Annotated in this window: 9 protein-coding genes; 2 read left to right on the top strand and 7 right to left on the bottom strand. The window is 50.7% G+C overall.

What is annotated here, in order from left to right:
* Positions 1-100 precede the first annotated feature (100 nt).
* Both AC0VZ8_RS02790 and AC0VZ8_RS02785 read left to right on the top strand, forming a co-directional pair.
* A complete protein-coding gene (locus AC0VZ8_RS02790; RefSeq protein ID WP_475485989.1) occupies positions 101-3,451 on the top strand; it encodes a GH36-type glycosyl hydrolase domain-containing protein in 3,351 nt (1,116 codons plus the stop codon).
* Between the two features lie 100 nt (positions 3,452-3,551).
* The gene (locus AC0VZ8_RS02785; protein WP_071222247.1) at positions 3,552-4,526 is read left to right on the top strand and encodes a LacI family DNA-binding transcriptional regulator; all 975 of its coding nucleotides are present in this window, start codon (positions 3,552-3,554) and stop codon (positions 4,524-4,526) included.
* A 182-nt stretch (positions 4,527-4,708) separates the two neighbouring features.
* Here AC0VZ8_RS02785 and AC0VZ8_RS02780 read toward each other — a convergent pair whose 3' ends face one another.
* The 7 genes from AC0VZ8_RS02780 to AC0VZ8_RS02750 all read right to left on the bottom strand — a co-directional run bounded on the left by AC0VZ8_RS02780 (position 4,709) and on the right by AC0VZ8_RS02750 (position 15,848).
* Positions 4,709-7,132 (bottom strand): family 43 glycosylhydrolase, encoded by a 2,424-nt coding sequence (locus AC0VZ8_RS02780; RefSeq protein ID WP_475485988.1) that lies wholly within the window; start codon positions 7,130-7,132, stop codon positions 4,709-4,711.
* A gap of 280 nt (positions 7,133-7,412) precedes the next feature.
* On the bottom strand, positions 7,413-8,636 hold the full coding sequence (locus AC0VZ8_RS02775) for a family 8 glycosyl hydrolase (protein ID WP_475485987.1): 1,224 nt from the start codon (positions 8,634-8,636) through the stop codon (positions 7,413-7,415).
* 347 nt (positions 8,637-8,983) lie between these two features.
* Entirely contained in the window at positions 8,984-9,991 is a 1,008-nt protein-coding gene (locus tag AC0VZ8_RS02770; RefSeq protein ID WP_071222250.1) for a zinc-dependent alcohol dehydrogenase, read from the bottom strand.
* A 23-nt stretch (positions 9,992-10,014) separates the two neighbouring features.
* Positions 10,015-12,255 (bottom strand): helix-turn-helix domain-containing protein, encoded by a 2,241-nt coding sequence (locus AC0VZ8_RS02765; protein WP_475485986.1) that lies wholly within the window; start codon positions 12,253-12,255, stop codon positions 10,015-10,017.
* Between the two features lie 65 nt (positions 12,256-12,320).
* Positions 12,321-13,202, bottom strand: coding sequence for a carbohydrate ABC transporter permease (locus tag AC0VZ8_RS02760; protein ID WP_071222252.1), 882 nt, complete (start codon positions 13,200-13,202; stop codon positions 12,321-12,323).
* Positions 13,196-14,161 carry an ABC transporter permease gene (locus AC0VZ8_RS02755; RefSeq protein ID WP_083397714.1) on the bottom strand — a complete coding sequence of 322 codons (966 nt, stop codon included), beginning with the start codon at positions 14,159-14,161 and terminating at the stop codon, positions 13,196-13,198. The genes AC0VZ8_RS02760 and AC0VZ8_RS02755 overlap by 7 nt, the downstream gene beginning before the upstream one ends.
* A gap of 79 nt (positions 14,162-14,240) precedes the next feature.
* A complete protein-coding gene (locus AC0VZ8_RS02750; RefSeq protein WP_475485985.1) occupies positions 14,241-15,848 on the bottom strand; it encodes an ABC transporter substrate-binding protein in 1,608 nt (535 codons plus the stop codon).
* Between the last annotated feature and the right edge of the window lie 408 nt (positions 15,849-16,256).

Raw genomic sequence — 16,256 nt, 5'->3', positions numbered from 1 at the left:
TGTTCCTTTACTTTCATATTTCAAACTACAGCATAGCTGCCTTGGCAGTAGCCGCCCGGATCGAGCGGTTATTGCCGGGATAGGAGGAGTGATCTACCCTATGACAACCATTACACAAGACCAGATAAACATTCACGCGGGTAACCACCGCTTTACCTTTTGGCAAAGCGGTGATTTATATCAAGCCGTAAGCGGCAGAACAATGATCAACCAACTGGTTGCAAGTCCACTGGACGGTTCGATGAACAATATATATTTGCGGATTCACAGTGAGTCCGGCATCACCTCTTATCCGCTGCTCGGCATCCATTCCCGCAGCAAGGTTAGTACGGCGGATGGAGCCATCGTTTGGGAAGGCACTGCTGAATCCGTTGAATATAAGGTTTCTTTCCTTCTTCATCCAAACGGGATCTGGTTCTGGGACGTCCAGACTCGCGGACAAGGGACCGTCATCGACATGATTTATGGGCAGGATATCGGCATTGCCGATGCCGGAGCGGTACGCAGCAACGAATCTTATCTTTCCCAATATATCGACCACCGCGTCTTCGAGAACAGGGAGCTGGGTTATGTGGTATGCTCCCGTCAGAACCAGCCGCAGGCCGGAGCCTTCCCTTATCTTCAGCAGGGATCCCTCACGGGCGCCTCAAGCTTTTCCACGGACGGCTTTCAGTTCTTCGGCCTGCCGTACAAAGCGACCAATACGCCGGTCTGCCTGAGCCAGGAACAGTTAGCCTCTGAGGTTTATCAATATGAATTTGCGTATATCGGACTCCAGTCCGAACAAAAGACGCTGGACGGAGAGGAACGCTTTGTATTTTACGGCCTCTTTAAAGGGGATCATCCTTCGGCTGTAGAAGAGCTTGAATACTTGGAAGAGGTTAAACAAGCTTGGCATACCTATGAAAACAGAGCACAAGCTATAAGCCTGAACCCCCTCCCTCCCGTTCGACTCAAACCGTCCATTGGAAAGCCGCTTGAAACACTCGAGTTGTCGGAAGAGGAAATAAACGTGCGTTTTCCGCAGAATGCAAGACACCAAGAGGAGCGAAAAGACGGCAGTCTGCTGGCTTTCTTTACAGACACTTATGAGCATATTGTCATGAAGCACAAGGAAATGCTTGCAGAACGACCGCACGGGCACATTCTTCTGAGCGGAGACAACCTGAAGCTTGGCGCCAAAGTCATGGCGACCACCTCCTTCATGTACGGCATCTTCAACTCTCATGTCGTCGTTGGCAACACCAACATGAATAAAATGATGAGCAATGCACGCAGCGCACTTAATGTACCAAAAACAGCGGGACAGCGGATTTATGTGGAGAAGGACGGAACGTATCGACTGCTGACCATGCCGTCCATGTTCGAAATGGGCTTCAATTATGTCCGTTGGTACTATAAAACTGAGGATGACATGCTGATCATCACGAACTACACGCTGCTGGATGCACCCGAGGTGCGCCTGCATGTCCAATCGGAAAGCGGAATTCCGTACAATTACCTGGTTACCAATCATGTGACCATGAACGTGAATGAATACGAAACACCGGTACGCATGACGGAGGAAGCCGGAGTGCTTACGTTCCACGGCGATACGAATCCGGTATCCGCCGGGGCTTACCCGGAACTGAAATATCGCCTATGGATCGATGGTGCAAAGGTAACCGTTGGAGATGAAACCGTTATGGCCGACGGCATAACACCGGGCTCTTCCTCCCTCGTCACCCTCCGCCTGGACGGCTCAAGCGATTGGACGCTTACGATGCAGGGCCTTCTGGAAGGTGAGCGTATCGCCAACCTGCCGCGCAGCGCATCAGAAGAAATTATTCGTTACCGAGAGTTCTACCGCCGTGTCATGAATGGCTTTCATCTCTCGCGTTCTGAAGACGGCAGCGACGAGCTGTTCAAGGTGAACGCACTTGCCTGGTGGTATACCCATAACATGTTCGTCCACTATTCCTCCCCCCATGGTTTGGAGCAGTACGGCGGTGCGGCTTGGGGAACACGGGACGTCTGCCAGGGACCTGTCGAGTATTTTATGGCCACGCAGAAATATGAACAAGTAAGGGATATTCTCAAAATGGTATACTGTCATCAATACGAAGATGACGGAAACTGGCCGCAGTGGTTTATGTTCGACCGCTATTTCGCCATACAGCAGGAAGAAAGCCACGGGGATATCATTGTGTGGCCGCTGAAAGTACTGAGCGATTATTTAACAGTGACACAGGACTTTAGTATTTTGGAGGAGAAGGTGCCTTATACCCTTAAGCACTCCTTCCAGTTTACAGAGAATAAGGCATCTATTCTGGAGCATGCCAAAAAAGAAATTGACTATATACGCAGCCACTTCCTGCATGATACGCATCTGTCCTCCTACGGGGATGGGGACTGGGACGACACCCTTCAGCCCGCTAACGCGCAGCTGAAGCAGTTCATGGTCAGCAGCTGGACCGTAGCCCTCACGTATCAGACGATGAGCCAGCTTTCTTCGGCTCTGCAATCGTTTGATCAGGAGCTGGCGGACGCATTATCTGAAATCGCATCGAACATCGGGCAGGATTTCAAGCGGTACATGCTGAACAATGATGTTATCCCTGGATTCCTCTATCTGGAGGATCCGGATCACCCTAAATTGATGCTGCATCCGGAAGACCAGGATACCGGCATCCAGTACCGTCTGCTTCCAATGACACGCAGCATGATTGCCGAGCTGCTTGAGCCGGAGCAAGCCCGTGCCCATTACGAGCTCATTCAGAGCACCCTGCTGTTCCCTGACGGCGTACGCCTGATGAACCGCCCGGCCTCCTATGAAGGCGGCGTAAGCACGCATTTCAAACGGGCGGAGCAGGCCGCAAACTTCGGGCGTGAGGTGGGCCTGCAGTACGTACATGCCCACATTCGCTACATCGAGGCCATGGCTAAGCTTGGACATGGTGAGGATGTATGGAAAGGACTTGAAACGATCAATCCTGTCGGGATTCAGGAGGTCGTGCCGAATGCGGCGATCCGCCAAAGCAATGCTTATTTCAGCAGCTCTGACGGCAAGTTCAATACCCGTTACGAGGCCCAAGAGCATTTCGAGGATCTGCGCAGCGGAAAAGTGGAGGTTAAAGGCGGCTGGCGTATTTATTCCAGCGGACCGGGAATCTACATGAATCAGCTGATCTCCAATGCCCTCGGCATCCGTCAGGACCGCGGAGACCTCATATTGGATCCGGTCATACCTGCCAGCATGGATGGCCTCCATTTCGATTATGAGTTCGCCGGAACCCCGGTAACTTTTGTCTACCACGTTACAGGTAATTCCGTCAGCCGCATCGTGATGAACGGCAGCGAGCTGGCGGCAGAGCGAATGGCCAATCCTTACCGTAAAGGCGGCCTGCGGGTTTCAAGACAGCATTTTGAAGAGATGATCCAGGAACATAATAGGGTTGAGATTTTCATGTAATCTGCATGCAAATTCCGCCCAAACGACATAACGCCATGACTATAGCATCCAAGAATAAGTTCCCAGTAGGGATTGGTTTACGAGCGGAGGAGCGAGGAAATTGGTAAGTATAAAGGATATCGCAAAAAAAGCCGGTGTTTCGATATCGACCGTATCTTATGCCCTTAACGGCAGCAGCAAAGTAACGGATGAGACGAGCTCTCGTATTTTGGCCATTGCCCAGGAGCTGAACTATACGCCGAATGCGGCGGCCAGAACGCTAAAAAAGCGAGAGTCCAAAATTATAGGCGTCTTTCTGACCGATTTCAAAGGAGATGTGTACGGAGATCTTCTAGACGGGATGAAGGAAGTCGCCAACGCTCAAGGATATGATCTGATTGTATGCAGCGGCAAGCAGTCCCACCGGATGCTTCCCGAACGAATGATTGACGGTGCCATTATTCTGGATCAGGCCTTCGAAAGCGAGGAGCTGCTAGAATATGCGGACCGTAATCACAAAATAGTCGTTCTGGACCGAGAGCTCGATCATAAAAACATTAACCAGGTGCTCCTGGACAATAAAGCAGGCGCCACGTTGGCCATGGAATATTTGATCGAACGCAAGCATCAAAAGATTTATATCGTTACCGGTCCGCCCGGATCCTTCGACTCCATGCAGCGGATGAAGGCCATTAAACAGGCACAAGACCGGGTAGATAACATCGAGTGGGTCGAAATCGAGGGAGATTTCAAAAAAAGCGGCGGTGAAAAAGCGGCTAAACGAATCATTGAGGAGTATAAGCATCCGGTAGCCGTATTCTGCCTAAATGATGAAATGGCGATCGGACTTTACAACCAGATAACCGAAACTTCTTCTCTGATGATTGGCGAGCAGATTCATCTGATCGGCTTTGATAATATCGAGCTGACCCGCTATATGCAGCCGCGCTTGGCAACGATCGATTACTCCAAACGCAAGTGGGGGGCCCTCGCAGCCGAACAACTGATCAAGCTGATCGCCGGGGAAACCGTTGAGAATGAACGCATCTACGTCACCTTGGTCGAAGGCGAATCGGTCGGATACGCGGTAAAATAATTCAACAGTATTGATATAAACGCCTCAAAGACGGCCCTTTTAGAAGGGCCGTCTTTGTTTTACAACAGGATTCATATATCACGCATTATTTTATACTGCGCCCTATATTTTTGGCTTATCCCATCCCTTTTCTTTATTTATGAACGGTCAGAGCAAGGGATATCCTCAGGTCAGCTGCTAAGTCATTCCGCCAGCTTCTTGATTTCACTGTCGGTTAGCGCCACATTGTAAATCCGCACCTCATCCAAGCTCCCGTTAAAATAAGGGTCGGCCGCAAACCGGCTTTTACCTAAATAAGCTTCCGTTGCCAGCAGTTCATTTGGATTTAGCTTCATATGATCACCGGATGCTACGACTTGACCGTTCACGTACAGCTTACCGGCATCCCCTTGCAGCGTGACCGCAACATGCGTCCATTCATTGCTCGGCAGTGGCGTCTTTGCCAAGAGACTCTGATCTCCCATGCTGCCATGCAGCGTGAATTGAAGAACGCCCGAATGCTGGGATGGTGTCAGAAACATATGCCTGGCAAGTCCGTTCCCCACGTCCAGCACTCTCTGCCACGGTGCTCCACCCTTCCAATATACCCAAGCAGCAAAGGTAAAGTCCTCTGTATCCGCAACCCGGTTCGGCAGTTCAATATAGCCGTCCGAGCCGCCAAAGTCCATTCCGCCTCCCTGCCGGCTCTTCTCATTCCACTTAACCCCTCCAAGGACCTTGCCATGAAATCCATTATCCGAGTTGTCTATTACCGAGCCGCCCTCATTCTCACTGAATGGGTAATTCAGCAGCAGCGGCCCTGCTGACTGCTGCAACACGGTCACGTCAAAGGTCTTGGAAGTCTTCGCTTTGCCTTTCGTAATCTGAGCGGTCAGCGTAACCTTCGCGTCCCCGGCCCCGGCAGCAGGACGTTGGACCTTCCCTTCCGCTGATACGACCTGGGAATGAGAGGAACTCCAGCGAATAACCGCACCGCCGGAAGCCTCTGACGGCAGATCAAGATCGTAGAAAACCCCGCTCACATCCCCGAGGGACAAGTCCTTCTGCACGGCATCCACGATTTCCTTGTCGCTTCGATCAAGCTGACGTGCGCCCCACACAGCGGTGCCATCGGCCGAGAGAGCCGTAAAGGTCATCGCCTTCCGCTTCCCTTCCGGGTCCCACTGCTGAGTCAGTACGCCTTTATAACTCTTTCCATCCAGAGTAAGCAGCACATCCCGCTTGCCGCTGATCTTCCATGTCCCGGATGCTCCGCCCGTCACTTTACCGTTCTTATGAAGCTCAATTGGCATCGATTCTTTTATCACGGACGAAATATCTTTCCCGTGTTGAATCAGCTTGTAGTCTCCGGCTGCATCATTCGGCGTAATTTTCTTGGCTTCGTTGGCTTCCTCACCCGCATAGCGATATGGAGCCGCTACCGGCCAGCCGTCCTGGTTCATATACAATTCATGCACCCGGATTTCATGCTCTTCCCCCCGCTGCGGAAAGCGGCTGTGAAAGATAAGGAATGTTCTTCCGCTCTGTTCATCATAATAGACGGAGTTATGGCCCGGCGATACGGCCCCGGTGCCGATCCCCGTTCCCGGATCGCCGATCAAGCGCTTGAACAAGTAGTTCCCCATCAGTTTCACGCCATACGGCTCAATCGATCGGTCATCAAAGATCGGAAGGGAAGGATCGGCCTTCACCTCTCTCATATCGTTGCCCTCCGCATCGAAGAAAGGACCGTCCGGATTTTTGGAACGGACGACCCGCATATTGTAGCCCCCAACCGCATCCAATCCCCCGTAAGACAGATACAGGTAGTAATAGTCCGTGGTCGGGTTGTAGAGCATGTACGGCCCTTCAATTCGGCTGTGGTTGCCGCCAAGCAGCTTCTTGCCGTATCCCTGCCCAGGCAGCGGTTTTCCGGTCTTCGAATCCAGCTCCATTATAAAAATTCCGCCGGAATAGGATCCGTACACCATCCACAGCTTGCCGTTCTTATCAAAGAACACATCCGGATCCACCACATTCGGGTGCTTCGTTGCATCATAGACGGTTCCATCCTCACTGATCTCGCCCCACATGCCGGATTTCAGAATAATGCCGGTGTCCTTATACGGGCCTTCGATCTGATCAGCTACCGCGACGCCCATAGCCGAGCGGGGGGAATCCCCTTTGCAAGCATTGTAGTACATATAGAATTTGCCGTCGGCAAGCTGAATCACATCGGCTGCCCACAAGGTATCGCTCTGCGCCCATTCCAGCGTTTCTTTCAATTCCTCCGTCACGTTCGGAATCAGCGGGTTGCCATTCGAGACCCCCGACGCCACCATGTCCCAGCTCATCAGATCCTTCGATTTGGCGGCGGCCAGATGAGAACCGAACACATAGTATGTATCCCCTGTCTTGATGACGGACGGATCATGGACGGATGCCTCTCGGAATATAGGCGCTTTCTCCCCCTTTTTCACCTGCGTCTCCTGCGCCTCTTGCGCCTCCTGCGCGTATACCTCAGGACCGCTCACTGCAGGACCTTGGCCTGAAGCGCCTAAACCTCCCACCATTAAAACTGCGGCTATCCCTGCCGCAGCCGTCTTACTCAGCATGCTCTTGTGCATATGATTCTCCCTTCGTTCCCGATTTGTTTTTTGTAAACCCTTTCATAAATGTAAAACCGAGATGTTTAGTTTCGTAAATTCGTTGCTGCTTAGTTTAGATTAATATAAAATGTTTTATATTTGATAAGATATTAACACTGCTCGGTATGAAATATCAATGCAAATTCTTATTATTTATTGCTACAAATCAATTATTAGTAGGAAAGACCTAACAAAACCCTGATCCAATGCGGATCAGGGTTTTGTTTTATGCTTATATAAAATTAAAGGGCGTTATGCGCTAATATGTCCACCAGTTACCTGACATGACGATCATCGAGAACAGTTTGATGCTTTCCTCATAATATCCCTCGGCGGATGCATTCGCCGTGTAACTCCATACCGAATTCAGCCAGCTCTGGTGGCTGGAAGAAGTCATCGCACTTACGCCAAAAGGAGCATAGAACGCCCCGCTGTTATAAGTCACCAGCGCGGTGCCGTTCAGGTTATACCCTGCCTTGATGTTGGCGGGATTGCTGCTTGTGGCTGATTTAATGAACGTGTTCATCTTGTTCAATTGATTCAGCGCGCGGGTATCGCCCGTCATCAGAAAGTCGGTCGTAATCCGCCAAGGGGTCCGGGACGAATTATAATAATACTTCCCGTCATTTGCCCCCTCCAGGAATCCCGCTTCTGCAGGCTGATAATTGCTGCCCGACATGACTACGAAATCCGGAAGCAAGCCGGTATTGGAGCTGTAGCCGTTATAGATGGAGTTGATGATGGTATAGGTTTTGTTAATGACGTTATCCCAACGGGCATCGCCGGTAGCCGCACGGAACGCCTTCATATGGTTCAGCATGAAATCCGATGGCCGCGTGGCGGTGTCGAAGATGCCGCTTGTTGCCCAATCGCCTAAGCGCAGCGTCCACTGCGACTGATTAACGTCATTGCTCATGATGGCATTGATTATATCCTTTGCTGCCTGCAGGTAATTGATCGCCCCGCTGCTCCCCCACTGCTTGTCCGCAAGCAGGAGTGCGTAGGCAATGTCCATATCGCCGTCCGTTGCCGAATTGGCCCCCCCTATATTCTGAAAGCTGCTGTTCTGCTTCCAAGCCATCAGATACGGATTGTTATTACTCGGATGCGCTTTATAGTAGCGATAAAGTCCGTCGAAATACGACTGGGCATTACTGTCGTATCCCGCCATCAGAACGGTGAAGAGCATCCCGTAGCCGTGAGCCTCGGACACCGTCTCGCCCGCCGAATTGTATTTTACGTAATATTGCCCTGTCGCTGCAGGCTTCAGGAAAGACCCTTTCCAGCTGTTCCATTTGCTCTTGACCGCATTGTCCATGGCTGACTGCGTCACATTGTTCGGTTTAATCGAACCGCTCGTATACGACGTATGCTGGGGAAACGGCTTGTTGGCCGCCAGAGACAATCCGGCTGGCAAGATCAGTAGAACAGCGCAGAACAACACAGCAGACTTACGGATGATCGAATTTCGGAATACTTTCATCACGCTTCGCTCCTTTGTTTTTCGAATTGGAAAGCCATTACCACTACAGCCTGGTAAATCGGTTTCGAATCAACCACCACCCTTCCAATAATCGATGGAAACGAGGAACGCTGCTTATATATATAAATACCAAGAAGATTAGATATGTAACTGCCTCCATGTAACAAAAAATATTATTCATATCTACTACTAGTATAATAGAATTGTATATTATTGTAAATTAACAGTTTGACGGATTTGATTCGACGCAAGCAAAAAGCTGCCTTTCTGCAGCGCATCACTGCTCGGAAAGACAGCTATCATGTTTCCGCTTCTCATTCCTGTGCCGGGAATCCCATTCCCGGCATTCAAGCGTTGTCTGCGTAGTTAAATATCGTCCCCAGCGTCGTTGATCCGGGGCCATACCGCTCATAAGCCTTGTCCGCTTCATCCACGGGGACCACATGCGAGATCAGCGGTTTAACCGATATTCTCCCTTCTGCCAACAGACGAATATACTCGGCGATGTTTCGGCCTTCCGTCCAGCGTACAAAGCCGATCGGGTAATCCGTATTGTTGAGTTCATAGCTTGCGTCGTATCGGCCCGGACCGCCTGCTCGCGATATGAGCACCTGCGCCTCCTTGCCAAACATCCGGTCCCGGGCGTAAGTCATGGACAAATCGCCGACAATGACGACTTTTCCCTTATCCCGAATCCATGACATCGAAGAGTTGATGAGTTCCTCCCCGGGACCGCTTGCGCACAGAATGACGCTGTCGGCTCCATGTCCGCCCGTCATAACCTGAATCTGCTCCTCAAGCTGCTCCCGGTTATCATAAGCATAGGCAATATGCTGCTTCATCCCCTGCACCCGCTCCGGATTCAGGTCAAATCCAGCAACCGGGCAAGCCGCCGCGTGCGCAATCTGGGCAATGATCTGCCCCAGGATGCCAAGTCCGACCACCACGGCCGATTCGCCAAAGCGCAGATCCGCCACCCGCAGGGCATGGATCGCAATCGCTCCCAGTCCCGCAAAAGCCGCTTCCTGCGGATCCACGCCATCCGGAACCATCGCTGTTAGGTTGGAAGGCACCGTAAGCCACTGGGCATGACGCACGTAAGGGGCTCCGTAACAGGCCACCCGTTGACCAACGGTTAGCCCTTGCACGCCTTCTCCCATGCCTTCGACAATTCCAACAGCGCTGTAACCCATAATGACCTTTTGATCCGATGCTCTTCGTATAAAAATCATCTCTGTGCCCGGGCTGACCGCCGAGTATTCGGTACGAATCCGCACATGGCCTGCCGGCAATTCAGCCGGCTTCTCGATTTGATCAACGATCACTTTTCCATGAATCGTGGCAACAGCCTTCAATATGAACCCTCCTGCTCCACCTCTTATTTTCCTGATGCTTTCCGATATTCGCTGGGCGATACGCCGCTATACTTCTTAAACGTTGTCGTAAATGTGGAAGAGTTCGAATACCCCGTTTTCTCTCCGATTTCGGCAATGCTGAGATCCGTGTTCCGGAGATATTCACGGGCGTGCGATAATCGGACCTTGTTCAAATACTCCACATAATTGACGCCGAATGTCTTCTTGAAATAATTCGAAAAATATTTCGAGCTGGTATCCAGCACTTCAGCCATATGGTCCAAATACAGATTCTCCATATAATGAAGCTCGATATATTGAGAGATGAAGGCGGGATTCAGCTTGCTCCGCGGATCATGGTTCCGCGTATTGGCCACCACGCGCATCACTTCCATCAGCGCCTTCTGAATCTCTTCATAGGTGTAGGCTTGATCGACCTTGCGGATGAAATCACTCTCCAGCTGAAACAGCTCATTGCGATCAACGGACGGCGAATCCGCCTGCTTCATGACAAGAAAGAACATACTCTTCGCAATGTGCACCAGCTGATGATGATGGATGTGAAGGTCCGCATTCTGCTGAACAATGTCACTCACGATCTGGAGTCCTTCGTCCACCTTGCCGCTCAGCATGCAGTTGCTCAGCTTCTCAATCTTTTGAAGCGGATAATAAATATCCGGGACGTAGCGGATTTGCTCCGTATCGACCATATCCGTGTCCGCATTCACATTCCGGTATAACCGGCCATCCTTAATGTTCCGGTATGCCTCGCAGCAGTTGCTGATCTTGGACTCATATGTCCGGCTAACGCAGCCCCACACCGTGAACATATCCGTATACTCCTGGTTGCACAGGCGGATATAGTCTTCGAATTTCCGTACCAGCTGCCTGCGGTCCGACGGCTGATCCAAACCGATAAGCGCAAGGAATCTCAGCTCTTCCACATGATAAACCACCACATGTTCGTAGCGTTCCTGCAGGCTGCTTCGAATCTGGGCCGTCAACTCCTCCAGGACAAAATCCGCCTGGGCCGCTCCCTTGCCGGCAGGCTGCAAATACACGGCCGCCATCATGAAATGCCGGCACTGGAAAAAATGCGTGTAATGCTTCTGCATCTGCATTTCCTGCTCGCGCGAATGGTGATGGCCATCCAGCGTTTGCAGAAACACGCCGCGGCGAATATCCTCATCCACCAGGTCCATCTGCTTCTTCAGGGATTCATTCTCCCGCTGGACCTTGATGATGCCGCTCTGGATTTTTACAAAATCATTCCCTTTCAGAGAACTGCCTCCGAGCAGCTGCACAATGTTCTTCACAGGCCGGTACAGATAGATACTGAGCAGCACCGACAAGATGACGTTTAACGCAATCGCGCCGTACATAATCCACGTATTGGCATTCGTGACGGAATCGATATTTTTAAACTTGTACGGCAATTTATTGATATATATAAAACCGTTATAGTCCGATTTGTAGAAATTGTACTCAAAATCGTCGTGCGTGAGGGAAGCTTCCTGCGACGGGTTAAAGTATACGTCGTTCAGAATACCTACCAAATCCAGATCCTTCTCGGTGCTCAAGATGACGTTCCGGTTCGCATCCAGCACAATAAGCGAGGCGCCGGGAATCATCGAGTTCAAATCGATCCCTTTCAGCAGCCGGTTCACGTTGATCAGGACCATGAGGTTTTTGTTCGACATCCTGACCTTGTTGCCGTCCACGGCTATCATCAAATTACGGCCATATCCGCTGCTCTGATCCGCATAAACCTCTGCCGGAAAGATGGTAAGCTCGTGCTCCGATCGGGTAAACGTCTTCCAGAACATCGAGTTGAACTTCTGGGACTTGTACCGCCTGTCAAACAAGGCGTCGAGATTGCTGGTTCCGCGCGTCGTAATGGCCAAATCATGATTGTCGAACGAGATGACCACATCCTCCACGATGTCCACGTTGGACACAATGCTGGAGACGCTGTCCTGCAAGGAAATGACTTTCTCCATGTCCAGCATGCCGTTCTCCATCAGCATCCGGTCAGAAGGAAGCGCATGGATATTAAAAATCAGGTTGTTTACGGAGGAGAAACTGGTATCAAACGACTGAATGATATTTCTGATCACCATCCGGTTGTTCTCGCTCACCTTGTCGTAAATTCCGGTAATGGAATTCTTGTACACAATGTAATTGAATATGAACATGATGCCGACGACCAGTTGCAGAGCGAAGAAAATCTGGAGCAAACCTCTGTTGGCGATCAATCGATTCATACGGATTCACCTCTCTTGGATGTCATCCCTTCATATTCAACATGAAAGCCCTCGTCACCTCCCCGTTATCCCTTCTCGGAACCAAGCATGACCCCTTTGGCAAAATACTTCTGGGCAAACGGATAGATCAGCAGCACCGGAATCATCGACAGCACGATGGTTGCATTCTTCATGGCTTGCGGAGCAAGCGCCGACGCATCCACCAGACTCGGGTTGCTGCCGTTCTCGCTGAAGATCAGCATATCCCTGAGCACGACCTGGAGCGGATACATATTCGCATCGTTCAGATAAATCAGCGGGATAAAGAAGCTGTTCCAGTGTCCCATGAAGTAAAACAATCCGATTGAGGCCAGCGCCGGTTTGGACAGCGGAAGCACGATCTGGAACAGAATACGGTACTCGGAAGCGCCGTCAACAACGGCTGCCTCGCGCAGAGATTCCGACATGTTCTCGTAGAAGCTTTTGAGGATTAACAGTTCAAAGGTCCAAATCGCATTCGGAAGCACGAGCGCCCATACGCTGTCCAGCAAGCCAAGCTCCGATACGATCAGGTAGTTCGGAATGATCCCCGGATTCAGGAACATCGTCATGATGATTGCCAGCAGAAAGAACTTGCGTCCGAAAAAGTTTTTGCGCGCGAGCGGATAAGCCGCTACGGCCGTAAGCAGCAGGTTAATGGTCGTACCGAGCGCGGTATAAAAAATCGTGTTCAGGTAGGCGCGCGGCACCCGGTCATCATTCAGAACCTGGGCATAGGCGTCCAGATTAAATCCCTTGGGAAACAAGGTGATATTCCCTTGCACCACTTCGGAAGTCGCACTGAGGGAAACGGCGGTGATATACACGACAGGGTACACGGTAATAATGGCAAGGCATGTCAGAATCAGCGTATTGATGATGCCAAACAACGAGATATTCCGAAGGCTGAAGCGTTTGTTGTTTACCATAATCCGCTACCTCCCAGCCGCTTGCTGAAGTAGTTGGAGGACAGCAGCAATATCATGGCAACCACGGCTTCGAACAAGCCCACGGCTGCGCCATAGCTATAGTTGCTCTCCAGAAGACCTTTCCGGTAGACATAAGTCGAGAATACGTCCGCTACCTCGTAGGTCATCGGATTATAAAGCAGCAGTACCTTCTCGTATCCGATCCGGAGCATCGATCCCGTCTTCAAGACAAACATGATAATAATCGTTGGAAGAATGGCGGGAATCGTAATTCTGAAGATCATGTGACGTCTTTTGGCACCATCCACCTTGGCCGCTTCGTAAAGCGACGGGCTGATCCCTGCGATTGCAGCCATATAGATAATGGCCTCATAACCGACGGTTGCCCAGATATCCGAGGAAACATAGATGGTTCTAAACCAGCTCGGTTCTATGAGAAAGTATGTCTTCTCAAAACCTAGCGCGGCGATAAGCTGGTTAATGATCCCCTGATTGGGCGACAGGAAGTCGATGATCATGCTGCTGATAATGACGACCGACAGGAATGAAGGCAGATAGCTGAGTGTTTGCACCGACTTTTTGAACCATTTCACTCTGACCTCGTTTAAGAGAATCGCCAGAATGATGGGAAAAGGAAACCCGAAAATCAGATTGTATACGCCGAGAAGCAGCGTATTCTTGAACAACAGCCAGAAATCCGGACTGTTGAAAAATTTCTCAAAATGCTTGAGCCCGACCCAGTCACTCTCCAGGATGCCGGTGAATACGCTGTAGTCCTTGAAGGCAATGATTAAGCCGTACAGGGGCCCGTATCGGAAAATAATATAAAACAACAGGCACGGGATAAACAAAATCAACAGCTGTCTGTCCCGCTTCATATGCTGAAAGGCCGAAACCATTCTTCTTCCAAGCCCGCCGCGGGGATTGGCGAGATTCGTCTCTGTCCCTGCACTTGACATGGTGTCCCCTCCTTAAGATGATGAGCAGCACCCGAGCGTGGTACCCGGATGCCGCCATCACTCCTATTTCTTCTGCAGATTAATTCGTGGCTTCATCCAATCTCTTCTGGGCTGCGTTGAAAATATCGACGAGCTGCTTGGCTCCCTGCTTCTCAGCCTGAACCTGCCATTGCTGCCACTCGGCATCGCCGTAGTTTTTGTTCAGAATGTATTTTGCGTTAAATTCATCCGCTAATTTCTTCAGGGAGGTTTGGACTTCCGCAATCGTTGCGGTTTCGTCATCCGTAAAGTTCACAACCGGATCCAGCGGCTCGAATTTATTGCCGTTCAGCAGCTTATCCTGAGCCTCCTGCTCCTTCTCCGTGTAGTTGAAGTACACGCTGCGCTTATCGGAATTGACATACAGACCTTGCAGCCACAGACCATAACGGTCCTCCAGCACGCTGATATCCACCAGCGGCACGTCGGTCAGCTCCGGATAGACGGCTTTATCGCCTTCCATCTTGAACGTCTCACCTTCCACGCCCATCGTTACCAGCGTTGCGCCGGACGGGCTCGTCAGGTAGTCGAGCAGCTTCAGGGCAGCTTCCTTGTTGTCGTTGTTTGCTACCGCGATGCTGAAGCCGTTCGTGATGCTCTCGATCGTCTTGCCGTTGCCGGTCGGTCCAACCGGATTTCCGTATCTCAGATCATAATTCGGGTTTTGATCCTTAACCTGGTTGTAGAACAGGTCCAAACGTCCGATCCAGTCATAGGTCACAAAAGATTTATTGCCTGACGTCATTTTCGCCGTCCAGGAATCGTCGGTGTCCGTCATGAATTCCGGATCCAGAAGTCCCTCGTTGTACAGCTTCTTCATGAAATCGAGCATTTCTTTGTGCTCTGGCTGTATCGTAGCGTATTTCCACACCTTGGCCGTCTCGTCGTAATACGTCGGATAGTTGGCTCCACCGATTCCCCAGCCGAAGGCCCAGTCGCGGAAAATGTGCTCCTTCGTCTTGGAGGCGTAAGGATAGGAATCCGGATAGGCTTCCTTCAACTTTTTCAGAGCCTGGTAAAACTCATCGGTATTCGTCCATTCCTTGATGCCCAGCTCATCGAAAATATCTTTGCGGTACAGGAAGCCGTGGTTGACGTCACGGTTAATGTTCGCAACCGGCCAAGTATAGATGTTTCCGGATTCGTCTCCGAAGGACGGAATGACCCATGGGTTCTCGTCCACATACATTTTTTTGAAGTTCGGCAGCATGTCGAGATATTCGTTAATGGCAACAACCGCTTTCTGTTTGCCGATCTTCTTCAGCTCCGGAGGCGTCAGCCCATGGATAATGTCCGGAAGCTTGCCGGATGCAACGGTTACTTTCAGTTTGTCTTGAAACGTAGCCGAGGAATAAGCCTGGAAATTCACTTTGATTCCGGTTCGCTTCTCGATTTCCTTGGCAAGCAAGGAATCGTTCAGGTTGGTTTTCTCGCTAACGACCATCCAGTTGATCGTTGTCGGTTTATCGACCAATGGAAGCGCGAGGCCGCCTGTATCTCCATATTGATCGGGATCTGCCGGTGCCGTTGGAGGTGCTGTGTCTCCGTCCGCTTCGGGAGCTGCCTCTTTATCTCCTCCGCTGCATGCGGCCAGGATCGAAATGATTAATGTAAATACGAGTGCCATGCGAAACCACTTATTTGTCATGTTCGTTCCTCCTCTTAATCCATCATTTTGAATGCGGCTGACTGAATCTGTGCGATCGCTACTCTACCCCCGTCATTTCCACTCATCTGTGTATGTTTGCTTACTTATCCAGTCTGCGCTGCTGATGCAAGTCGCTTCCTACCACTCCTCCTTGTTGGCGAAGATTCCCAGCTGAGCGCAGGGAATATTCTAAAATCATTCGGGCAGCCGATGCCGATCCCCGGTACGGATTTTTCTACCCATCCACATCATAAAAACGCTTCCACGATTCGTAAAGAAGCGTATTTCTGCGAGATGGTGTTTTTTCTCGATCAAGCGAATAAAAGGCCAAAAACCCGCATGATATCAGGCTTTTTGGGCAGGTGGAAAATGCTAAAGCGGTAGAAATAGATAAAAAAAGTGAGGAAT

Source organism: Paenibacillus sp. QJM3NY_38, assembly GCF_056173265.1.
The sequence above is the reverse complement of the archived record's forward strand: the minus strand, read 5'-3'. Positions and strand labels throughout refer to the sequence as shown.